General features: G+C 43.2%; 18 protein-coding genes. 6 read left to right on the top strand and 12 right to left on the bottom strand.

Annotated features, from left to right (window positions below; translation table 11 throughout):
- Positions 1 to 34 precede the first annotated feature (34 nt).
- Both L2744_RS07865 and rluC read right to left on the bottom strand, forming a co-directional pair.
- Positions 35 to 751: an HAD family hydrolase gene (locus L2744_RS07865; protein ID WP_248991392.1), complete on the bottom strand. Its 717-nt coding sequence runs from the start codon at positions 749 to 751 to the stop codon at positions 35 to 37.
- Between the two features lie 23 nt (positions 752 to 774).
- Complete coding sequence (gene rluC, locus L2744_RS07860) at positions 775 to 1,737, bottom strand: 23S rRNA pseudouridine(955/2504/2580) synthase RluC (RefSeq protein WP_248991391.1); 963 nt, start codon at positions 1,735 to 1,737, stop codon at positions 775 to 777.
- Between the two features lie 538 nt (positions 1,738 to 2,275).
- Here rluC and rne point away from each other — a divergent pair.
- Positions 2,276 to 5,671 (top strand): ribonuclease E, encoded by a 3,396-nt coding sequence (rne, locus tag L2744_RS07855; protein WP_248991390.1) that lies wholly within the window; start codon positions 2,276 to 2,278, stop codon positions 5,669 to 5,671.
- A gap of 908 nt (positions 5,672 to 6,579) precedes the next feature.
- Here the strand turns inward: rne and L2744_RS07850 are convergent.
- The 3 genes from L2744_RS07850 to L2744_RS07840 form a co-directional block, all read right to left on the bottom strand.
- Positions 6,580 to 6,789 (bottom strand): cold-shock protein, encoded by a 210-nt coding sequence (locus L2744_RS07850; RefSeq protein WP_011789734.1) that lies wholly within the window; start codon positions 6,787 to 6,789, stop codon positions 6,580 to 6,582.
- Between the two features lie 299 nt (positions 6,790 to 7,088).
- Complete coding sequence (rlmA, locus tag L2744_RS07845) at positions 7,089 to 7,904, bottom strand: 23S rRNA (guanine(745)-N(1))-methyltransferase (RefSeq protein ID WP_248991389.1); 816 nt, start codon at positions 7,902 to 7,904, stop codon at positions 7,089 to 7,091.
- A gap of 42 nt (positions 7,905 to 7,946) precedes the next feature.
- Positions 7,947 to 8,753, bottom strand: a complete 807-nt coding sequence (locus L2744_RS07840; protein ID WP_248991388.1) for a hypothetical protein — start codon at positions 8,751 to 8,753, stop codon at positions 7,947 to 7,949.
- 178 nt (positions 8,754 to 8,931) lie between these two features.
- Here L2744_RS07840 and sbcB point away from each other — a divergent pair, with 178 nt between their 5' ends.
- Both sbcB and cdd read left to right on the top strand, forming a co-directional pair.
- Entirely contained in the window at positions 8,932 to 10,344 is a 1,413-nt protein-coding gene (gene sbcB / locus L2744_RS07835; RefSeq protein WP_248991387.1) for an exodeoxyribonuclease I, read from the top strand.
- A 165-nt stretch (positions 10,345 to 10,509) separates the two neighbouring features.
- Positions 10,510 to 11,400 (top strand): cytidine deaminase, encoded by an 891-nt coding sequence (gene cdd / locus L2744_RS07830; protein ID WP_248991386.1) that lies wholly within the window; start codon positions 10,510 to 10,512, stop codon positions 11,398 to 11,400.
- Between the two features lie 170 nt (positions 11,401 to 11,570).
- On the opposite strand, the gene L2744_RS07825 is transcribed toward cdd, so the two are convergent.
- From L2744_RS07825 to L2744_RS07815, 3 genes are all read right to left on the bottom strand, one after another.
- Positions 11,571 to 11,783, bottom strand: coding sequence for a DUF1289 domain-containing protein (locus L2744_RS07825; protein WP_248991385.1), 213 nt, complete (start codon positions 11,781 to 11,783; stop codon positions 11,571 to 11,573).
- A complete protein-coding gene (locus L2744_RS07820) occupies positions 11,758 to 12,108 on the bottom strand; it encodes a VOC family protein (RefSeq protein WP_248991384.1) in 351 nt (116 codons plus the stop codon). Before L2744_RS07820 ends, L2744_RS07825 begins: the two co-directional genes overlap by 26 nt.
- A gap of 96 nt (positions 12,109 to 12,204) precedes the next feature.
- Positions 12,205 to 12,909: a DUF445 domain-containing protein gene (locus L2744_RS07815; RefSeq protein ID WP_248991383.1), complete on the bottom strand. Its 705-nt coding sequence runs from the start codon at positions 12,907 to 12,909 to the stop codon at positions 12,205 to 12,207.
- 591 nt (positions 12,910 to 13,500) lie between these two features.
- Between L2744_RS07815 and L2744_RS07810 the strand changes: the two genes are divergently transcribed.
- The gene (locus L2744_RS07810) at positions 13,501 to 16,776 is read left to right on the top strand and encodes a DUF748 domain-containing protein (RefSeq protein WP_248991382.1); all 3,276 of its coding nucleotides are present in this window, start codon (positions 13,501 to 13,503) and stop codon (positions 16,774 to 16,776) included.
- 311 nt (positions 16,777 to 17,087) lie between these two features.
- Positions 17,088 to 17,444 (top strand): glutathione S-transferase N-terminal domain-containing protein, encoded by a 357-nt coding sequence (locus L2744_RS07805; RefSeq protein WP_248991381.1) that lies wholly within the window; start codon positions 17,088 to 17,090, stop codon positions 17,442 to 17,444.
- Between the two features lie 58 nt (positions 17,445 to 17,502).
- On the opposite strand, the gene L2744_RS07800 is transcribed toward L2744_RS07805, so the two are convergent.
- The gene (locus tag L2744_RS07800; protein ID WP_248991380.1) at positions 17,503 to 18,192 is read right to left on the bottom strand and encodes an energy-coupling factor ABC transporter permease; all 690 of its coding nucleotides are present in this window, start codon (positions 18,190 to 18,192) and stop codon (positions 17,503 to 17,505) included.
- A gap of 150 nt (positions 18,193 to 18,342) precedes the next feature.
- Between L2744_RS07800 and L2744_RS07795 the strand changes: the two genes are divergently transcribed.
- Positions 18,343 to 18,807 carry a hypothetical protein gene (locus L2744_RS07795; RefSeq protein WP_248991379.1) on the top strand — a complete coding sequence of 155 codons (465 nt, stop codon included), beginning with the start codon at positions 18,343 to 18,345 and terminating at the stop codon, positions 18,805 to 18,807.
- A 58-nt stretch (positions 18,808 to 18,865) separates the two neighbouring features.
- Here L2744_RS07795 and L2744_RS07790 read toward each other — a convergent pair whose 3' ends face one another.
- From L2744_RS07790 to msbA, 3 genes are read right to left on the bottom strand one after another with little or no spacing between them, the layout of a single operon-like run.
- A complete protein-coding gene (locus L2744_RS07790; RefSeq protein ID WP_248991378.1) occupies positions 18,866 to 19,045 on the bottom strand; it encodes a Trm112 family protein in 180 nt (59 codons plus the stop codon).
- On the bottom strand, positions 19,032 to 20,045 hold the full coding sequence (gene lpxK / locus L2744_RS07785) for a tetraacyldisaccharide 4'-kinase (RefSeq protein WP_248991377.1): 1,014 nt from the start codon (positions 20,043 to 20,045) through the stop codon (positions 19,032 to 19,034). Before lpxK ends, L2744_RS07790 begins: the two co-directional genes overlap by 14 nt.
- A complete protein-coding gene (gene msbA / locus L2744_RS07780) occupies positions 20,046 to 21,854 on the bottom strand; it encodes a lipid A export permease/ATP-binding protein MsbA (RefSeq protein WP_248991376.1) in 1,809 nt (602 codons plus the stop codon). It abuts the gene before it with no gap.
- Between the last annotated feature and the right edge of the window lie 10 nt (positions 21,855 to 21,864).

Genomic DNA, 21,864 nt, shown 5'->3' with positions numbered 1-21,864 from the left:
TGTGTTTATCACCTTCTGAGCATGAATAGAATATTTAGACGTATTGCAATAACTGTTCAGGTGAGTCAATCAAGGCGATGGGGTTCGCCCGCATCAATCTCTCGGCACTGTGAGCGCCATAGGTGACACCAACACTATCAATCCCAGCATTGGCCGCCATAGTCAAATCTAACAATGAATCGCCCACCATTAGGGCTCGATTAGGTGCGATGTTCAATTCCTTAAGCAAGCTTGAGATCATTTCAGGATGGGGTTTACTGCGTACCTCATCCGCGCAACGTGACGCGACAAAGTATCTTCCAAGACCCGTTTGCTCAAAGACACGGTCAAGACCTGCACGGGCCTTACCTGTTGCGACTGCTAATTGGTAGCCTTGAGTATGTAGGTCATCGATTAAAATGGGGGCTTGTGCAAAGAGCGGCGTTGGCGTGGTGTCTAAATGCAAATATTGTGCTTTAAACTCGGCGCGCATTTGCTGATATTCATCATGCCCGCCTTGATTTGGTTCATTGTTTGAGGGCTGACTCTGTGAATATGCTGAAGAAGCACTAAGATTGTACCCTTGTGGGAACAGAGCTCGCAGCGCCTCGGTCATAGAAAGACCAATAACATCACGAATCTCGCTTTCGGTTGGGGTAGGTAACTGCAATGCCCTAGCCATATTTTCGATACAAACGATGATTTTACCGATGGAGTCCATCAGGGTGCCATCCCAATCAAAAATGACTAAGTCATATTGCTTTATTTTCATCCTTGAAACCTATCCCCCCTCGATTACACACGCTTTAACTTATCGAGTAATTGCGACAAATTATCATCTAAAGGTGCAGAAACTCGCATCACTTCATCATTTTCTGGATGAATAAACATCAATTCAGCGGCATGTAAAAAGAGTCGAGTTAAGCCTAATGAACGCATACTATCGTCAAACCCTTGCTCGCTGTACTTATCATCACAGGCGATAGGATGACCGGCAAATTGGCAATGCACCCGAATTTGGTGAGTACGTCCAGTAACAGGACTCGCCTTCACTAAAGTACAACCTTGGTAACGCTGCATAATTTTAAAGCGCGTTTCTGAAGGTTTACCTTCCGCATTAATACGCACAATGCGCTCACCGGATTTGAGGGTGATTTTCAATAAAGGCTGTTTAACAGCTTTATCTTGAGCAGACCATTCACCTTTAACTAAGGCCAAATAGTCTTTCTGCATCTTTTTATATCGAAGCTGATCATGCAGATGCTTGAGTGCACTGCGCTTTTTTGCAACCAATAAGACACCTGACGTATCTTTATCAAGACGATGCACTAGCTCTAAAAACTTTTGTTGAGGACGCAGTGAACGTAAGGCTTCAATCACACCGTAATCGACGCCACTGCCACCATGCACGGCAATCCCCGCAGGTTTATTAAGTACAATTAGATGATTGTCTTCATGGAGAATACGATCTTCAAGCTGGGAGACTTTACTTAAGTTGGCCGACGGCGCGGTGCGGTTATCTGGCTCTGCCACTCTGACAGGCGGAATACGCACTATGTCACCCATCTGCAATTTATACTCAGGTTTAATCCGTTTCTTATTCACTCGTACCTCGCCCTTACGGACGATACGGTAGATCATACTTTTCGGAACGCCCTTAAGAGCAGTTATGAGGAAGTTGTCTATACGCTGTTCGAAGTGATCTTCATCAATAGTGATCAACTGAACCTGTTGCTGTGGGGTAGATACTGTATTCATGATGCGCCATCTGATTATAACGGCCGCCATTGTACAACAACTAAGAAGAATTGTGCCTTTCCATTGCTGAATTTTTTGATTATTGCTATATTTCACCAGCGATTAGGGATAAGCAGTGAATAAAGTGTTCACAAGGTCCCTGTCCCAAGCGGAAAGTTTCTCGAATAAAAAAACATTTTCTTGATAGCAACTCATTGATTTGCAAATCGTATATTGAGTAAAAATACCACAAATGCGTTTTTACGATTAAATCGAGAAAGTCACCTTATTTTTATAGGGTTTTCTAGAAGCTTTTCTCCCAGATTTCGAAGAATATTTTAACTTGTCGTCAGACAAACCGATTCGACTTGGGCATTACCGGAACGAAACTAAAGAATTTATGGGGTTGGTTGATGTTTTACAACGAATTCCTTGTTTTTGTAATCATTAAAAAATAAGCCATAAATAGGATGCGACACGCAGCGACTGCGTCTAACAGTAATGCGCACCTTGCCTAGCCACTAGCCGTGAGGCTCAGTTGACCACTGCTAGGCCCGTAATGCAGCGAAACGTGATGTTTGATGACCTCTATTTAAAGAAGAATGACGTCATCATGAAACGTATGTTAATCAATGCAACTCAATCAGAAGAGTTGCGAGTTGCCCTTGTTGATGGGCAACAACTGTATGATCTCGATATTGAAAGTCCAGGTCACGAGCAAAAAAAATCCAATATTTACAAAGGTAAAATTACCCGCGTAGAGCCGTCTTTAGAAGCAGCTTTCGTCGACTATGGCGCCGATCGTCATGGCTTTTTGCCCTTAAAAGAAATCGCCAGAGAGTATTTCCCTAAGGGTTATTCCTTCCAAGGTCGCCCAAACATCAAAGAAGTAGTCAGTGAAGGACAAGAAGTTATTGTTCAAATTGACAAAGAAGAACGTGGTAATAAAGGCGCAGCCTTAACCACATTCATCAGCCTAGCGGGCTCATATTTAGTGCTAATGCCAAACAACCCACGTGCAGGCGGAATTTCTCGCCGCATTGAGGGAGATGAGCGCACTGAATTAAAAGAAGCAATGGCCGATCTAGAAGTGCCAGCAGGCATGGGCCTTATCGTCCGTACCGCGGGTGTAGGCAAAGAATCTGCCGAGTTAAAGTGGGACTTAAAAGTTCTACAACACCACTGGGCAGCAATCACCGAAGCAGCACAAACCAAAGGCTCTCCTTTCTTAATTCACCAAGAAAGCAATGTCATTGTGCGTGCAATCCGTGACTATTTACGCCGTGATGTAGGCGAAATATTGATTGATCACCCCCGTATTTATGAAGAAGCTAAGCAGCATATTTCCTTAGTTCGTCCTGATTTCGTTGAGCGCGTAAAACTCTATGAAGCCGAAGTGCCGTTATTCACCCACTTCCAAATTGAGTCACAAATAGAATCCGCCTTCCAACGCGAAGTACGTCTGCCATCTGGCGGTTCGATTGTTATCGACCCAACGGAAGCCTTAACTTCTATCGATATCAACTCGGCCCGTGCCACTAAAGGCGGTGATATCGAAGAGACCGCATTAAATACCAACCTTGAAGCCGCCGATGAAATTGCTCGTCAATTACGTCTACGCGACTTAGGTGGCTTAGTGGTTATCGACTTTATCGATATGACGCCTGTGCGCCATCAACGCGAAGTTGAGAACCGCTTACGTGACGCCGTTCACCACGACCGCGCCCGTGTGCAGTTAGGTCGCATTTCTCGTTTCGGTTTAATGGAAATGTCGCGTCAGCGTCTGCGTCCATCTTTGGAAGAATCCGCTGCCCATATCTGCCCTCGCTGTCATGGCCAAGGTACAATTCGCAGCACTGAGTCTTTGGCGCTATCGATCCTACGTTTGATGGAAGAAGAAGCCATCAAAGAAAACACCTCACAAATCGAAGCCATTGTGCCTGTCGATGTTGCCGCTTTCTTGTTAAATGAAAAACGTAAAGCCATTCGCATCACAGAGCAACGTCACGATGTCGAAGTGTATGTGATACCCGATGCGCATATGATGACGCCAGATTACCGCGTGATCCGTCACCGTAGTGACGATGAAATCAGCGAATCGAGCTATAAGCGTATTGAACATCCAGAAGCTAAATTATACGAGCCACGCAAACTGGAACGTACGACAGCACCTTCTCCTGCATTAAAAGGTTTTGCAGCACCACAAAAAGTGGAACAAGCACCATCACCGACAGTGAAAGTTGAAGCACCACAACCTAGTTTCTTTAGCAAACTAGTGAGTACAATAAGTGCCTTATTTACACCAAGTGAGCAAGCTGAACCAGCAAAAGCGGCTGAAACCAAAAACACAGACACTAACGCGGCTAATGCAAATCGCCGTAACCGCCGCACTGACACCCGTCGCCCTCGTAGTAATCAAGATGCTGATAAAGCAAAAGAGGGCAACCGTGAACCCCGTAACCGCAATGCGAAAAAAACCGCAGAACCAGCAGCAGTAGCAACTCAAGAGCGTCCAGTTCGCGAGAAAGAAGACTCTGTCAAACGCCCTGCGAAAGCGGAAGTTAAACCTCGTGTTCAAGCACCAAAAGAAGTCGTTGCTGATCTAGAGGCCGATGCGCCGAAGCAAGAAGTTGCGCGCGAACGTCGTCAACGTAGAAATATGCGTCGCAAAGTCCGTATCGATAATGGCCATAACACGCCAGATAACGCGATCCCAATTGCACCAGAGGAAGCTGCTGAAGTACTCGCGGAAATTGCAGCAATTAACGCCGCGGCAACTATCGATACTAAAGCTGAGGTAGCTGCCGAAGCACCGACTACAGAACCCAAAGCACCGAGAACTCGTCGCCAACCTCGTAAAGAAGCTATCCCCGTTCAAGCTACGCTAGAAACGGTAGCCGAAGAAGGTCCTACTGTTGAAACAGCACCAACAGAGATCGCTTCTGTTGATGTTGTGGAAACACCTGTAACTGTCACTGTAGACACTTCAGAAATTGCTGAACCTGTTGTCGTATCTCAAGATAACGAAGCTGAAAATGCTGAAAATGCTGAAGATGAGAATACTAATGTAGATGAGCAATCAAAACGCGAACAAAGAGATGGTCAACGTCGTAGCCGTCGTAGTCCACGTCATCTTCGCGCTGCTGGCCAACGTCGTCGTCGTGATGAAGATGATCAAGGTATGTCAGCACCAGCCCAGTTCGTTCCTAACGACGAATTAGGCGCAGATCAAGAGTACCCAACTGAAGTTACTCACAGCACACACGTTACGGGTCCAAGTTCAGCCCCAACTGTTGAAGCCGTAAAAGCAGAAACAGTTGAGCAGGCAGTGACAGAAGTTGTCGCCGTAGTGGAATACGTCGCTCCAGTTACAGCACCAGTATCTACTACAGAAATAGAAAAGATTGCCATTGCAGACGCTCCTGAGGCAGAAACACCTGTCGTTCAAAAAGTGGTCGCCGAAGCAACAATCACTCCTGTTGTGTCTGAAACTACTGAAATTCAAGTGCCAGAGCCAAAAATCGAAGAAACCAAAGCAGAGACGGTTGAACATATTGCTGAGGCCAAAACAGAACCACAAGTCGTTTTACAACCCGCCTCAGTGGTTAAAGCAACCGTTGTACAAGATATCACTAAAGAACCAACTAAAGCAGTTGCATCTGCACCAATGACAAAACCGGCAGCCATTGTAAAACCACAAGCAAGGGTTCAAACAGAGGTGACAAGTATTAATCCACAAGTGACTGATGCTACCGATACTGTTGTTAGTAAGCCCAAAACGACAAGTCGTTTTGGGGCTATGGTATCGTCGGATATGACTAAACCTGTCGTTGAGGTGAGAACGCAGGTTGAGGTACCCAAAGGACGCGAGTATGACAATACGGCGACCGAAGAAACCTCGGCACCTAAAATAAAACTAGCTAACAGCGCAGAATCGGATATGGCTCGTCCATAATCCTCGTTCTTAGCAAGAAGTAATTTAACATTAAAAAGCCACTCCCTATGGTGAGTGGCTTTTTTATTAGGCATGATACAGTCGACAGTTTCTAGGCCTATTTTAAGACTGGACACTTTCAGGGACACAATCAAGCAAGGACATATATAATATCGTTTCTCAGATCTTCTAATATATGGGTAAGCCACTACACTATCAACGGCTAAGTGGATTCTGGCTGAATAGCCACCCTGCTCTTACCTGTGTACTAAGAACCTAATGTCACGGCGCCACCGCCTTGCTAATGAGCCCGCACGCACAATCAAATCATCAATAAACACCCACTCCAAGTCAGTAATGCTAGCTAACTTTTTTAATAAAAGGGTAAAAACACCTTTCTAGACCGTAGGCAATACCCATCATACTAAATATCTGTTCATTGGGAATTGAAAGCACTTTAGGCAAGGTTGTTAATGGCTCCTTGATAAATGACATTCTTGCCATATACGGACCCATAGGTTTTGCAAGGTTTGAAGGTATAGTGATAATCGGCTCTGGCATCCTGCTTCGCCCTACCTCTTAAATCCAATTAGTCATCTATCGAAAGACTTCAACGCTGGATTAAAATGCTTTCAAACTGTTTAAAAATCTCTCTCGAAAGATCAACAGCCCCGAGTACTGATACAGTAATATCCACAAGCCATGGCGCGTATATACACTAAAATTGAAAATATTATACTGGGTATGGCTTGCCTTGGAGGGATCGAAAGTAAGGCAAATTAGAACTAGAGCACGAATGTGAGTTGGTCAAGGAAACAGGGAGGAATTAATTAGAAATTCATAAATTTAGTACAAACAAAAAGAGCTATGGTATAGACCACAGCTCTTTAAATCCATTGCGATTAGCTCTTGGCTAATTGCACTGAAAATTAACCAATGATGGTTACGTTTTCAGCTTGTGGACCTTTTTGACCTTGAGTCACAGTGAAAGACACTTTTTGACCTTCGTCAAGAGTTTTGAAACCGTCAGAGTTGATCGCACGGAAATGTACGAATACATCTGGACCTGATTCTTGCTCAATGAATCCGAAACCTTTATCAGAATTGAACCACTTAACAACACCAGTAACTTGAGACATAATATAAATCCTGTAAATAAAATTAAAGCCTTAACGGCGGTGGAGCTGGAAAATGCCGGTATTACTTATGTTTACAGGACGAACTGGTCGTATTGAACACATAAATATAAGCCCAACCTTCAAGCTAGTAAGACTATAAACCATTCTAAAGATAAGTCAACATACTGCGACACTTTGAAATATTTATTTTGCTTAGTTCAACTTAGGGTTTTGCAACCGGCTTGCAGAACATAATGTTCATGCGGTCTAGCTATTATAGTTAAGCACTTTAAATAACTTATTTCAATAGCTTAAATTGACTATCTTGAAATGCGATGAACCTCAATTTGAAAATCTAATTCACAACTTAGCCCTTGCGTTACCAAAGACAGCTTCTGCTCTGTAGTAAACTTCCATGCATAGGGTGTCATCTCTAGGAAATGCGAGATGTGCTCAGCGTTCTTTAGTGCCAGTTGAGACACCAGTCGTTGCTGATGAATACATTCAAACCCTTCAATGCTCGCATTAGACTCTGGGTGTAACCTTGGCTCAGCGTAAATTTGCTGTTTAAGGGCAAAGTGGTGCATTGGTCCAGGTGAAACAGTGATTAAAACGCCATCATTAGCCATGATCCGCTGAAGTTCTTCAGCTTTAGAGGGCGCATAAATTCGAATGGCTAAGTCGACACTTTGTGATGCTATCGGCATCTCATAAGCACTTGCTACACAAAATTGTAAGTTAGGATATCGTTTTGCGGCATATTTGATTGCCGACTTAGAAATATCCAATCCCTGTAAAACACAAGGATGGTTCTGCTCAAATACGTGAAATAATCTGTGGCTGTAATAGCCTTCTCCACAGCCTATATCGAGAATCTGTTGTGCGTTACCAGCATATTCCAACGCTAATTCATTCACTCTATCGCTCAAACCTTGGTAATATCCAGCATTTAAAAACTCCCGCCTTGCAAACATCATCTGTTTGTTATCACCTGGATCTTTTGAATTTTTATTTTGTACTGGCAGTAAGTTAACATAGCCTTCTTTGGCTATATCGAACTTGTGCTGCAGTGGACACACCCAACTAGGTCTGGCAAGAGTAAGCGGTCCAGAACAAAGTGGACATAAATAATGCATAGGTAGACTCGTTATCTTGTAGCTAAAAATGGGAAAACAAGCTTACGCCTCGTCTTCCGTTAATCGTTTGACCATTTCTATGAGTTCAGGAGATGCGAGTAACTCGTAGCACTCGAGTTTTCTTAGTGACTTGTCAACATTATCGGCATCATTTGATGATCGGCCATAGTTAGGTCGCTCGTGCATATTTGTATAAATCCGGAACATCCATTGGCATTTTTTCAGCAATAATGGTTCCAACTTTACTGCTTCTTGTGCCAAACGTTCATGGCATTGTCCAAGCTCCCCACGTAAAAAAGTGTGTAACTCAGCTCTGACCTGTTCTATTTCAGCCATATGCACAGCAAGCGCTTCTGAAGATATAGTGTAGTCATACTGTCTTGCCAATATGGCTTTCGCCATCAGTAGCACTCGAGGCTCGTATAATATTCTTAAGTCAGCTTCGAGTGAGATGAGCTCAAATTTAGAGGTTGATTGCAATGCTAAACTCAAACCATGACTTAAATCTAATTTGAGTGATACTCCAGACCTTAATTCATCAGCACAAAACTTAGGTGCGGTGCCCATACGGCTATACAGACGTATCCCCTGTCCTATAGTTCGAGGAAATGTCTCGCCAAATTGACTATTTGGCGACAAAGCAGAATTTAGCGTCAGTTCCAATAGTGGCTGAAAACGGATTGCAATCTTTGGTCTAACACTATCCAAGACTACAATAAGCTCCAGTAACGGTGCACTCATCGCTTGAAGCACGATAAAGTCACTGATATCCGAGGGCAATGTTAAAGTCAAAACAGATGCTTGGTCGGCATCAAGTACCATAGGTTCATTGAGATATTGCTGAAACATAAGACATTAACTCCCCTTTTCAAGGCGGATTGTAACGCCCCAATGCAGGAAAAAACATCTATTAAGCGTTTATCTTTTCAAGATAATTCCTCAACTTCAATCATATAGTCAATGTTCTTCCGAGGAGTTTCAGTGTTAAGATGCTATTATTCGATAAAATGTCATTCGATTTAAATTTATGTCTATACCATATCAGCCAAGCATATTCTGGCACGACTACGAAACTTTTGGTGCCAATCCCGCAAGGGATAGACCTGCACAATTTGCGGGCATTCGAACAGATTTAGAACTCAACATCATCGGCGAACCAGAAACCTTTTACTGTAAGCAAGCGACTGACTACTTACCTTCACCAGAAGCCATTCTGATCACAGGCATTACACCACAACTTGCGAATTTAAAAGGCATTCCAGAAACTGAGTTTATGGGTCGGATCCAAGCTCTTTTCAGTCAACCGAATACTTGTGTCGCTGGTTATAATTCCCTACGATTCGATGATGAAGTCACCCGATATGGATTTTATCGCAACTTTATTGACCCCTATGCGAGAGAATGGCAAAGCGGAAATTCTCGCTGGGATATCATCGATTTAGTTCGTGCTTGTTATGCATTCAGACCCGAAGGTATAAACTGGCCACTGAAAGATGATGGCTCACCTAGCTTTAAATTAGAACATCTGACCCAGGCAAACGGTTTAAGGCATGAGAAGGCCCACGATGCAATGTCTGATGTATACGCTACCATTGCAATGGCTAAACTCATCAGAGAAAAGCAGCCTAAGTTATATCACTACTATTTTGAGCTGCGCCGCAAACAAGCAGTGAGTGATCAAATTGATGTGCTTAATATGCAGCCCCTAGCCCATGTCAGCTCGAAAATTAGTGCACGCAATGGCTGCACAACATTAATTGTACCCGTTGCCCATCATCCAACCAATAAAAATGCCGTTATTTGCGTTAATTTAGCGATGGATTTAAGTCCGTTGATTGAGCTCGATATTGAACAAATTAAAACTCGGATGTATACCGCCAGAGCCGAACTTGCCGCAGATGAATTGCCTATCCCAGTAAAACAGATCCATCTTAATAAATGCCCTTTTATTACCTCTGCTAAAATTTTGGACGATGCTCAAGCGTCAAGGCTCAATATCGATAAAGCATTCGCAAGGGAGCAATATAAGCGATTAAGGAATCATCCAGAGCTTAGGGAAAAACTTGCGCAATTATTTGAGCACGATGGTGAAAGTGCTATAACTGATCCCGATTTAATGTTGTATTCTGGTGGTTTTTTTAGTTCCGCGGATAAGGCTAAAATGGAAATTATCCGTCACACTCTACCGCAGAATCTAGCTGCACTCGAATTACAATTTGACGATACCCGTATTCCTGAAATGCTGTTCCGCTATAGAGCACGCAATTACCCAGAATTACTCGATGATCAAGAATCCCATCGCTGGCGTGAATTTTGCCAAAATCGTCTAGCGGACCAAGATTATTTATTGAAGCTTGAGAACCTGCTTCAAGATACTGTAGCCGATGAAAACAAACAAAGACTGCTTGCTGCGCTGTGCCATTATTTGCGTGAGCTATAACTTTTCTAGCATCAGCGAAAATTTGTTTTATTTGTATGGTGAAATCGGTCAAATACATAACTCATTTCCACCTTGGGCCGCATAAACGCGAGCTAACTCGCATTTATGCTGTAACAAAATTACTAGAATGTTCTTCCATGAACTTAACAAATAAGGAATCGGGAAATGCAAGATAGATTCATTCGTAGCATAACCCAGCTGCCACTGCCGTTAGCTGATGCGCTTATTCCCTTGCTGCATCAAAACTTTGCAGGCCATATTGATGCACTGCAACTTGCCAAATTAACCCTAGCAAGCAAGATGACAGAGGCGGAGGTACTACTCGCCCTGTTGCCTATCGCGGCTGCACTGGCAAAACCACCGATAAGTGAATTTTACGTAGGCGCAATAGCCAAGGGGAAAAGTGGCGATATTTACATGGGAGCGAACTTAGAACTTCCGGGTGAAGCCCTATTTCATTCAGTACATGCAGAGCAAAGTGCGATTAGCCACGCTTGGCTAAGTGGTGAGAGCCAAATTATTGATATAATTGTAAATGCTAGCCCCTGTGGTCATTGTCGGCAATTTATGAATGAACTGGTTGATGGCGCAAAAATTACCATTCATCTACCCGCGCAGGAAAGCCATTCACTCGCTTATTACCTCCCCTATGCTTTTGGTCCAAAAGATTTAAACGTCATGTCCCCACTGCTTGCTAAACAGCAAACTGAGTTTGTGCTAGATAGCAGCGATCCCATGATTATTGAAGGTTTAGATCATGCGGGTTTAAGTTATGCGCCTTATACTCAAAGCTTTGCCGCTGTCGTGCTAGAAACCCATGATGGAGCGACCTACTGCGGGCGCTATGCCGAAAATGCTGCCTTTAACCCTTCAATGCTGCCGATGCAGATGGCATTGTCGAACTTAACCCGACACAATCGTGAATTTAGCGATATTAGCCGTGCGGTGTTGATTGAATCTTCACAGGGGAAAATAAGTTTAGTCGGGGCAACCATGGACGCGCTACACACAGTAGCGGCAGTTGAGCTAGAACATATTGTTGTCGATCCCGTCTAATGACGTACTAAGGCATGTTGACGTTTCGTGATGAGATCTTGTTCGCTGTGACAAGGTTTTACTCACGAAACGTGAAGATAAATCAAAGCATGAAACCGGCAGCAACCTAATCGTCAGCACTAAAGTTAACAAATTGATAATTCGATGAAATATTTAAAATCCTCATCGCATCATTTGGGGTTCATGTGTTTTGCTTGCTGTATGTTTCGACGCTCAGTCATTCTCACAAAACAGCGATAACGATCTTCATCTGTCATGGCACGCCAAGCTAAAATCTCATTAAGGTGACGAAAACACCCTAAACAAATATCTTGCTCATTCAAACAACAATTGCGAACGCAAGGATTAGCATTAGGATCATTCGGACCAAACAGCATATTCATTGCCACTGGGTTCAGTAAAATGGAAACGCCGCCCGCCTGGAAAACTAAAAATATCAGCACTAATTTTACCGCCTGCGGCGATAACTGAAGCTTGAGTTTGTTCTAAATTCTGGCTGTACAACACAATCAACGGACAACCTCGGGCAAGAGTAAAACTGACATCGGCTTGGTAGAATCCTCCTGTGATCCCCACATCCATAAAACAGCTGTATTCAGGACCGTAATCAACGTAGTTCCAGCCGAAAACTTGGCTAAAAAATGCTTTCGAACTCAGTATATTGCGAGTTGGAATTTCCAAATAATTAATGCTGTGATGACGGTTCATAGACTTCCCTTCTATTATGGCTAATGTGAATATGATAAAAGACAGGTGAAGATAATGGAAACCATGGCTACCATTATCTTCTTAAACGGTTTCAGATTAACCTTGAAATAACGCAGCAACAAGCCCTATTAAGCCACCGAATACACCGCCCCATACCACTAACCAACCCAAGTGAGTTTGGATCATCTCTTGCACAATCTGTTTTACCATTTGTGGCGTCAGCTCATTTAAGCGCTGTTCAACAATATTGGCAATTTTCACTTGCAGATCGGCCATAATACTAGGCTGTTCAATTTCTTGCTTTAGTAACTCATGAAATTCATCGCTTTGTGCCATATTCACTAAAGACGCTTTCATTTTCTCAATAAAAGGGGCTTTTAATGGCATTAAAGCCTCGGTACCACCAAACATTGCCAGCATTCCACCAAAAGATGACTGGGCAACGGTACTAACAAGGGCATCGAAAGACGGGGCAAGATCGACTTTATCAATCACAGGGGCTAAATCGATTTTAGTGATCCCTTCTTTTTCAGATAGAAAACGGTCAATATTTTCAGTAGTAAAAAACTGCTTCATCATCAAGTGTGCAATACCGGCCTTAAATTCTTCAAAACGAGAAGGCACCACCCCTGAGCCATACAATCCCGGCACTTTTTCAAACAGCATATACACGGCTAACCAGTTGGTAATAGCACCAGATAACGCAAATAAGCCTACATTAAACAAAATGGGCGACCCTATGCCGTATCCAATCAAAATGCAAATCGCGGCTAATACATTTGTCACTAAGCTTTTATTCAATCTTAAATCCCCTCTCATTCCATCAAAATGATGCAAAACCGCACTATATTACCAAGCGAATGGGATTAAGGTCTAATAGTGCAAGCAATCATTTAAACCACCCGTTGATTTGTTCCACTCAGCTCGATTATCAAGATATAAAACCCTGCCAATACTGCATCTATATTAGAGGCTAAATACCAGCACAGCCTAATTATTTTATTAATTAACATAAGGTTAACTTAAGCTCAAGCTGCACCAAATGATGGAATATTTCAAAATCTACTTATGAATTATTAGGGCGTGTTGACGTTTCAGGGTTATTTTTGCAGCGATAAGCTACACCGCTACCTAAAATGTGTAGGCCTATAGTAGATGGAGAAAACAGATCTGTGTCCGTACTCTTTAGGAACAGATAGTAGGTAACATCGATGAACTCTGGATTGTTGTTTAATTTCAACTAAAACTTAAACGGGTTACCGTAAAGTAACACTAAGATTTTACTAGTAAAAACATAAAACAATATGTGTAAACCTAAGCGTTATTGGCTAGAATAGCTCCATTTCCTGATAGATTTAACGCTAATCTACACATCGGAGCCTTGATTCTACTATGCAGAACCCGCTTTCAACCTTGAAAAAGACTTTCTTTGAACGCCCAAGATACCAAAGGGTTCTCATCTATCTCATTACTCTCTATTGTTGTTACGCGGCTATCTTAGGACTCATTATCCCTTTCGGTATTGTATCCTTCGCCCCTGAGAAACTCTCGCAATTGCTTGGTCGCCAAGTCATGATTGCTGACGTTCGTATTAATCCCTTCACGTTTAAAGTGGACATTGACGATCTGGTAATTAAAGAAAAGGACGAACACATTTTTGCGGGTAGCAAAGGCATCCAGCTCCAACTCAATTTCTGGCAATCAATTTTCAAAGGGGCTGTGGTTATTGAAAACCTTCATCTACAAGGCCCAAATGTACATATCCGTCGTTTTCAAACACAGGGCAAAGCAGCATTTAATTTTGACGATATACTGATAACCCTTAGCCAAAATGCCGAACCCGCAACGGCGTCTAACCCCAATGAACCAACTAAACCGCTACGAGTATTGCTCGGTCAATTTACCTTAGATGCAGGTAAATTTAGCTTCGATGACAATATCACTCAAGCAAACATCAATTACCCCAGCATTGATATTAAAGTCAGTAATTTAGATACTGACTATATAATGACAACAACGACATCAGCGTTAAAAAACACAATAGTATCCTCGGCAGAAGCATTAAAAACAGAAACAAACCCAGAGGTTACTCCTTCTGTACCGACAGAAATAGCATCCTCGAATGTCACACCACAGTTAATCAATAATCACTTTGCGATGCAGTTTAAGGATGTCCACGAAGGAGAAATAAGTCTAGAAGGGCAATTTCAACTCTTCCCGTTTATGCTCGACGGTGATATCCAAATCGCAAAGTTAAAACTCAGTACACTGTGGCAATTTATCGATGACCAATTTGATATTACGCTTAAAGATGGCGAAATAAGTGCAAAGTCACATTATCGGTTTGATCTACCTGATAATGGCTCTCTACAAGTCATGACTAATCGCGGACAAGTGATCCTTGAGAAGCTGAATGTGACAAACCAAGACACTCCAGTCCTGACGCTTCCTCTACTGGCAATAGATGGCATTGCAGCCGATCTGCAACGGCAAAAAATTAATATCAACCAAATACATAGTGATGGATTATCCCTCAATGTGATCCTCGATGAACAAGGTGTTGATCTTACAAAACTCCTAACCCCAAAATCGATGGCACAATCTCAAGCGTCTACGGCTAAAGAGATTAATGATCCCACTCAGGCACCAAATGAAGAAACTAATAAAGAAGATTTGGTGACATCTCCAACCTTAGTTAACACAGAGGATAGACAGCACACAAGTGAACAACCCGCCCCCTCATGGTTAGTCCAACTCGATAAGCTCACCCTTGAAAACTATGATATTAATCTCAGTGAACAAAAACTCACGCCTTCACCTCAACAATGGCGTATATACCCTCTCAATTTTGCCACTAAGACCATAGTGAGTGACTTAAAAGCACCTATCGAATATGAACTATCCTTTGCTATCAATGATAAAGGGAGTTTCGCATCACAAGGACAAGTTGATCTAACCAGTGAGTCCATTGATGCCAAATTACAAATGGATAAACTGGCATTAGCGCAATTTCAACCTTATTTAGCGCCCTATGTAAATATCAAGCTTAAAAGTGGCCTATTGAGTTCACAGGGACAGGTAAATGCCGATGCTAAAGGCCAAGCAATTTATCGCGGCAGTGTCGAGCTGGATGACTTGAATGTGCTAGATAATTTACGCAATGCGCCATTAGTTAAATGGCAAAAAATGCATATTAATCAGCTAGATTTTGACCAGCAAAAGAATCAAATAAAAATTGACCATCTCGCCCTTAATCAGCCCTACGCTAAAATTGTTATTGCCAAGGATAGAAGTACAAATATCAGCGATCTGATCGTTGAAACGTCCGCTGATAACACTTTGGTCGTAAAAGCACCGCCTAATGTTACCGTCCCCGAAACGGGAAATTCTGACGTTAAAAATACGGGTAACCAAACTCGTGAAAGTGTTACCCACGACAAACCTGACTTAAGTTTAGACATTCAAAAAATCAGCTTTAGCCAAGGCTCAGCCTATTTTGCCGACAATTCCTTAACACCCAATTTTGCCTCTGGTATTGAGCTACTTGATGGCAATATCAGTCACTTATCTTCAATACCGGGCACTAAAGCCTCTGTTGATATCAAAGGTAAAATTGATAAATATGCCCCCGTAACCCTAAAGGGTGATATTAACCCATTGTTGGATATGCCTTATCTTGATCTCGACCTCGTATTTAAGAGTGTTGAGCTCACATCCGTAAATCCTTATTCAGGAACCTATGCGGGTTACTACATAGATAAAGGCCAACTCTCCCTCGCACTCAATTATAAGCTTGAACATAACCAGCTAAAGGGCAGTAATCACTTAGTCATAGATCAACTAAAACTCGGCAAGCCCAGTAATAGCGACTTAGCCACAAGTCTTCCTATCACCTTAGCCATTGCATTACTTCAAGATCGGAACGGCATTATCGACCTAGGGATGGAGGTTTTAGGGGATTTAGACTCGCCCAGCTTTAGTGTAGGAAGCATTATCATGACAGCCATCACTAACGTGATAACCAAAGCCGTTACTGCGCCATTCTCATTTCTCGCCAGTTTAGTCGGCTCAGATGAAACTTTAGATAAAGTCAGCTTCAATGCCGGAAGCTTTACCCTAGATGGCAAAGAACAAGCAAGCTTGGACAAACTCGCCAGCGCCTTAACCGATAGACCTATGCTAAAACTTAGCATAGAAGGTGAAGTCGATGCGATTAACGATAGCCAAGCAATTGCTGAACGTATGATGAAGCGTAAATTAGCTAAACTTGCAAATATCCCATTTAAGGAACTCCCTACAGACTTAAGCCCAAGCCAATTTCCAACAAAAGGAGCACTCGCAGAAGCCTTGGCAAAACTGTACGAACAGGAAGTAAAAGCAGATCCGCAATTAGTGAAAGACGCCGTGCTGAATGAAGTAAAAGAGACACCACTGTCGGATGAGGATATCGCGACTCGCTGGCACATAGCCCTCTATAACTTGTCGGTGAAAGCACAAAATGTCACCGAGGGCATGCTAGGAGATCTCGCCCAAGAAAGGGCAAAAACAGTTAAAGCTTATCTAGTCGATACCAAAGGGGTCGCACCCGAGCGGGTTTTCTTACTTGATAGCCGAGTCACGTTGAACCAAAACACTGCCCAAGTGAATATGACGATTGATGCAAAATAAACTACGCGGCTAAATCGTAACGAGGCACCTCTCAGCCTAGCACCACTAAACACCCAGCAATTGCAGGGCGCATTATTTATGGCGCTCTGTCGGCTTTTAACGGCCAACCAAACTGTCACGAATTAAACTATTGGTCTGCACTATTGGCCTGCTTAGTACCTTAGGTTACACTTTGCCAGCTTATGCAAGGACCATCACACTAATCACTTATACAATATGACGTTAATCACAGGTGCATCAAAGCGATTGCTAAGCTTGATTGATAATAAGCACCTGTAACGCCCCAAATAAAACTATTACACGAGGTACTCATGTTCATTATTCGCTGGATTTTAGGCCGGATTATTTTATTTCTAAACTTTGTTTTTGCGCCTAAAAAACGTCAACGCCCGCGGGAAGATCAACAAAAAGTTGATGCAGAAACCCAAGCTATGGCACTTTATCAATATCCAGCCTGTCCCTTTTGCGTAAAAGTACGCCGTGCAATACGCCGCCAAGGGCTCAATATTCAAACCCTTGATGCGAAAAAATCCCCCCATAAAGATGAGCTGACGGCTCAAGGTGGTAAACAGCAAGTGCCTTGCTTACGTATTGAAGAAAATGGCCAAGTGCAATGGCTGTATGAATCTAAAGATATTATCCATTACTTAGATCAACGTTTCGCATAACATTGAAGGCGCGTAGTGAAAGCTGCGTGCCTTCTATCAATCTATAATGTCAAAAGTATTACTTTTGCCATAAATATTCGCGATCAGAATAATCAAACAACCACTGGGGTTGATACACCACCAGCAGTGTGACCGCCATACCATTCAACAATGCTTCCGGAAAAGCCAGTAACGGTATTAACATTAAGTAATTATCCACTAATAATCCCCAGTCATAATCTGCCGAAAACCATAGCCAAATGGCCCAACTAAACTGGTGAAATACCGTTGATAATCCCGCATTAATAAACGCACCGACAAAGATAAAAACAAAGATATGTTTGGGAAAAAGATGGTAACTGCGGCTATACAACATGAAAGATAAAAACAGTGGTATCGCTATAGCAAATAAACCAAATGCGCCAAATACACCCGGTTGTTTTAGGACAAAAAGACTGAAAAATGCGCAGGGCAATAGCAAGCTGACAGTGGCTAACCGCCAACCGAACATCAATAAACAGGTCACAATCCCTAAAAAGTGCAAATGCAAGCCGATCTGGATACTGGCATTTAAGAGCCATAGCGCATTGATTGCGACCAAAGTCAGTAACAATCGCCGTTGCAACCCCTTATCCTTGGCCACTTGCTGCAACTCTTCCTTGGGCCAAATGACATAAACCCACAGTACCAATAGCACCAAAGCCATAGCTTGGACTAAACTCATGCCCCATTCGATTTGTGCTAATTGACGCGACCAAAACTCCCACATTAAAGCTAATTCCTTGTTCACAATGTCTGTTACTCAGCAGAGCTTAAGCGGTACTGAGTCATATGGCAAAAATCACCATAAATCTATGATATTTGCCGCCATATTAAGGTATTCTTCAGGGAGTTAATAACCTACGAGTTAAATTTGATTATGCCACTGAGATCTATCAGCCTTGCAGTTCTAAGCTGTATATCGCTTATCGCCTGTAGCAGCGCCCCCATCGATCCCGCTGAATTAGCCGGAAAATTAAAGGATAAGTTAACAACAGACATTAAGGCCGATGGTCTTAAACTCTTTATCTATCAAGCGAATCTTGTTGATGAAAAATCAAGCAGAGACAATATGGACCGCACTTTCCCCCACGAAGATCGCATGCGTCAAAAGCCACAGGATCCCAGCGAGCAACGCAGAAACTACAAGGAGAAGGAGGCTATACTCGAAGTGTGGGGGCAGCAGGTAGAACTTGGCCTCACAAAAACACTAGAAATGACAGGTTACTGCCGGGAAGGATACTTCGAACTGAGTCGTATAATAGAGTCGGGCCGGGGTGAAATACGCGGGGAATGCAAAGAAGGTGCAACAGACGCAGATAGGCAAAAATTTGTGCATTTTTAATGGAACAATGCGCGTAAATAAGCTACGCGCATACTCAATCGACTCAAACTGATTTAGCTTAAACAGTTTCCGTCAGTGGAATTGCACGATTTTCCAGTAATACAGGTATGCCTTCAGTAATAGGATATGCCAGTTTATCGGCTTTACAGATCAACTGCTGCGCAGTTTTATCATACTCAAGTTTTCCCTTGCATATTGGGCAAGCTACTATATCCAAAAGTTTTTTATCGAATGCCATGAGAGTTTCCTTGTTTAGCTGCAACTACCTCGTGAAGACGGCTTAATAGCTGCTCATCAAATTGTGGGGATAGCTTGGCATTGACCGCCAAATACCACCAGTTTTCTTGTGCAAAATCGCGACATTTAACCGCATCTTTTTCAGTCATCATCAGCGGAAGATTTTTCGCCAAATCACATAATTGTTTTTTATCATAGGCTTGATGATCATCAAACCCTTGGGATAACGCCAACTGATAGCCCTGTGCTTGCAATGCATCGAAGAAACGAGCGGGATGACCAATACCAGCCATAGCGACAAGGGGTTGAGATTTATCAAAATCAGTACTCACCACATTGCCATTCACCGCTTTGACCTCCATAGGCACCAGCTGCATCTCAAATTGTCCCACATCGGCAGTACCACCATTTATGACCACAAAGTCGACGTCTTTAAGCCGCCAAACCCCTTCCCTTAATGGCCCAGCAGGGAGCAAATATTCATTACCTAAACGGCGTTGACCATCAACGACGACAAGTTCGATATCCCGTCCGAGGGCGTAATGTTGTAAACCATCATCACAGATGATCACATCGACCCCAAACTCGGCGATAAGGGCATTCGCTGCCTCGACACGTTTAGCACCTACGATCATAGGAACACCCGTACGCGCTACGATCATAGCGGGTTCATCACCCACATCAGTGGCACTTGCACCATGGGTGACGGGCTTAACACCTTGTATATTGGCACCATAACCACGACTTATAACCCCAGGATTAAAGCCATGTGCACGTAATAACTCAATCAGATAAATGACCGTTGGCGTCTTGCCACTTCCGCCTACGGTAATATTGCCCACCACAATCACGGGAACAGGAAGCGTAGTTTGCGATTTTAACCCTAACCGGAATAAACCGCGGCGCACTGAGGTTATCAACCCAAATACAAAGGATAATGGCAGTAACAACCACCGCAATGGATGGCCCTGATACCAAATTTTATTAACGAGCGTTTGCATCTAGTTACCAAATTGCATTTGATACAGCTTGGCATACATACCACCCAATTCCAGTAAGGATTTGTGTGTACCGCGCTCAATAATACGACCTTGATCAACCACGAGGATCTGATCAGCACTTTCAATTGTCGATAATCGATGGGCGATCACCACCGAAGTGCGGTTTTGACGCAGGTTATCCAGTCCCTGTTGAATCGCTTTTTCAGATTCAGTGTCAAGAGCCGATGTGGCCTCATCGAGGATAAGCACTGGTGCATCACGCAGCATAGCGCGCGCTATGGCAATACGTTGTCTTTGTCCACCGGAAAGTAACACCCCGTTTTCTCCGACTTGCGTATCGATCCCCTCAGGAAGCTGTTCGATAAATTCCATCGCATGGGCAAGTGTTGCCGCTTCAATAATCTGCTCACGGGTCACTTCACCTGGATACGCATAAGCAATATTGTTAGCAATAGTATCGTTAAACAAAGTCACTTGTTGGGATACTAGGGCCACTTGGTTACGTAGTGATTTCAATGAGTAATCATAGATACTCACATCATCAAGTAAAATATCGCCAGACTCTAGCCCCGTGTAAAAACGTGTCACCAAACTTGCGATGGTTGATTTACCCGAGCCTGAACGGCCCACTAAGGCCAAGGTTTGGCCTTGTTTAACCTCAAAATTGACATTGTCTAAGGCTCGGCGTTCTTGGCCTTCATAACTAAAACAAACGCCATCAAACCGTAAATTGCCTGTGGCCCTTTTAACACTGTAAGTGCCCGTATCAGATTCAGGTAAAGTATCTAACAATTCAAACACTGTGGTACAAGCAGCAATACCGCGCTGAAATTCAGCATTAACGCGGGTTAAGTTTTTGATGGGCTGTAGCATGGCCATCATAGCGCCAAGGATAGTGGCAAAGGTCCCTGCGGTGAGGTCCGTTTTCATACTATCTAAGCTTGCGGCATACAGTACAAATGCTAAGGCAAAGGAGCCAATCACCATAATCACAGGCTGACTAATCGCCTGCGCTACGGCTAATTTCATATTCTGATGGCGGTTTTGATCATTTACCTTCGCAAAACGAGCCATTTCAGTCTCTTGTCCGCCAAAGGCTAAAACGTTTTTATGGCCTTTAATCATCTGCTCCGTAGTGGCACTGACCCCGCCCATGGCAGTTTGAATTTGCTTAGACACTTTACGGAAACGACGACTGACCACAGTGATCACTAACCCCATAATGGGGCCAATAATCAAGATACACAGGGATAGTTTCCATGAATTGTAGAACATGAGTACCAGCATACCCATCACAGTCACACTATCTCTTACGATAGAAATCAATGCACTGCCCGATGCTCTAGCGATTTGCTCGGTATCAAAGGTAACCTTAGATATCAAATTTCCCGTGTTTTCTTTATCCATATAACTGACGGGTAAACTGAGATAATGCTCAAATACTTGCTGACGCATGTCCGTGATTAAACGCGCACTCATATAAGAGATGCCATAAGTTGAAACAAAGTTGGCAAAACCTCGCAGGGAAAACATTAAGATAACCACAAGGGGCGCCATCATTAACACATCATTGTTGGCATGGAACCCTTGGTTACTTGGCAATGCAATGCCGTTACTGATTGCAGCAGGAGCTCCGCCTGAAAAGCCTTTATCGATAAAGGGACCGATAAAAGCGATGAAGGTCGCATCGACGACCCCATAAACAATAAGCCCCGCGACTGAAAGCAAAAACATGCCCTTCATCGGTTTAAGATAGCCCAGTAATCGTTTGAAAACTGTCCACATTTCGTCTTTAGGAGATTCTGTCATTGATAACACT

Source organism: Shewanella profunda (assembly GCF_023283765.1).
GTDB lineage: Bacteria > Pseudomonadota > Gammaproteobacteria > Enterobacterales > Shewanellaceae > Shewanella > Shewanella profunda.
Note: the sequence above shows the minus strand (reverse complement) of the source record. Positions and strands in the feature narration are given on the sequence as shown.

What these genes read in the sequence shown, in the direction of transcription:
- L2744_RS07865 (WP_248991392.1), bottom strand. Translation starts at nt 751, where the DNA reads ATGAAAATAAAGCAATATGACTTAGTCATTTTTGATTGGGATGGCACC.
- rluC (WP_248991391.1), bottom strand. Translation starts at nt 1,737, where the DNA reads ATGAATACAGTATCTACCCCACAGCAACAGGTTCAGTTGATCACTATT.
- rne (WP_248991390.1), top strand. Translation starts at nt 2,276, where the DNA reads ATGCAGCGAAACGTGATGTTTGATGACCTCTATTTAAAGAAGAATGAC.
- L2744_RS07850 (WP_011789734.1), bottom strand. Translation starts at nt 6,789, where the DNA reads ATGTCTCAAGTTACTGGTGTTGTTAAGTGGTTCAATTCTGATAAAGGT.
- rlmA (WP_248991389.1), bottom strand. Translation starts at nt 7,904, where the DNA reads ATGCATTATTTATGTCCACTTTGTTCTGGACCGCTTACTCTTGCCAGA.
- L2744_RS07840 (WP_248991388.1), bottom strand. Translation starts at nt 8,753, where the DNA reads ATGTTTCAGCAATATCTCAATGAACCTATGGTACTTGATGCCGACCAA.
- sbcB (WP_248991387.1), top strand. Translation starts at nt 8,932, where the DNA reads ATGTCTATACCATATCAGCCAAGCATATTCTGGCACGACTACGAAACT.
- cdd (WP_248991386.1), top strand. Translation starts at nt 10,510, where the DNA reads ATGCAAGATAGATTCATTCGTAGCATAACCCAGCTGCCACTGCCGTTA.
- L2744_RS07825 (WP_248991385.1), bottom strand. Translation starts at nt 11,783, where the DNA reads ATGAATATGCTGTTTGGTCCGAATGATCCTAATGCTAATCCTTGCGTT.
- L2744_RS07820 (WP_248991384.1), bottom strand. Translation starts at nt 12,108, where the DNA reads ATGAACCGTCATCACAGCATTAATTATTTGGAAATTCCAACTCGCAAT.
- L2744_RS07810 (WP_248991382.1), top strand. Translation starts at nt 13,501, where the DNA reads ATGCAGAACCCGCTTTCAACCTTGAAAAAGACTTTCTTTGAACGCCCA.
- L2744_RS07805 (WP_248991381.1), top strand. Translation starts at nt 17,088, where the DNA reads ATGTTCATTATTCGCTGGATTTTAGGCCGGATTATTTTATTTCTAAAC.
- L2744_RS07800 (WP_248991380.1), bottom strand. Translation starts at nt 18,192, where the DNA reads ATGTGGGAGTTTTGGTCGCGTCAATTAGCACAAATCGAATGGGGCATG.
- L2744_RS07795 (WP_248991379.1), top strand. Translation starts at nt 18,343, where the DNA reads ATGCCACTGAGATCTATCAGCCTTGCAGTTCTAAGCTGTATATCGCTT.
- L2744_RS07790 (WP_248991378.1), bottom strand. Translation starts at nt 19,045, where the DNA reads ATGGCATTCGATAAAAAACTTTTGGATATAGTAGCTTGCCCAATATGC.
- lpxK (WP_248991377.1), bottom strand. Translation starts at nt 20,045, where the DNA reads ATGCAAACGCTCGTTAATAAAATTTGGTATCAGGGCCATCCATTGCGG.
- msbA (WP_248991376.1), bottom strand. Translation starts at nt 21,854, where the DNA reads ATGACAGAATCTCCTAAAGACGAAATGTGGACAGTTTTCAAACGATTA.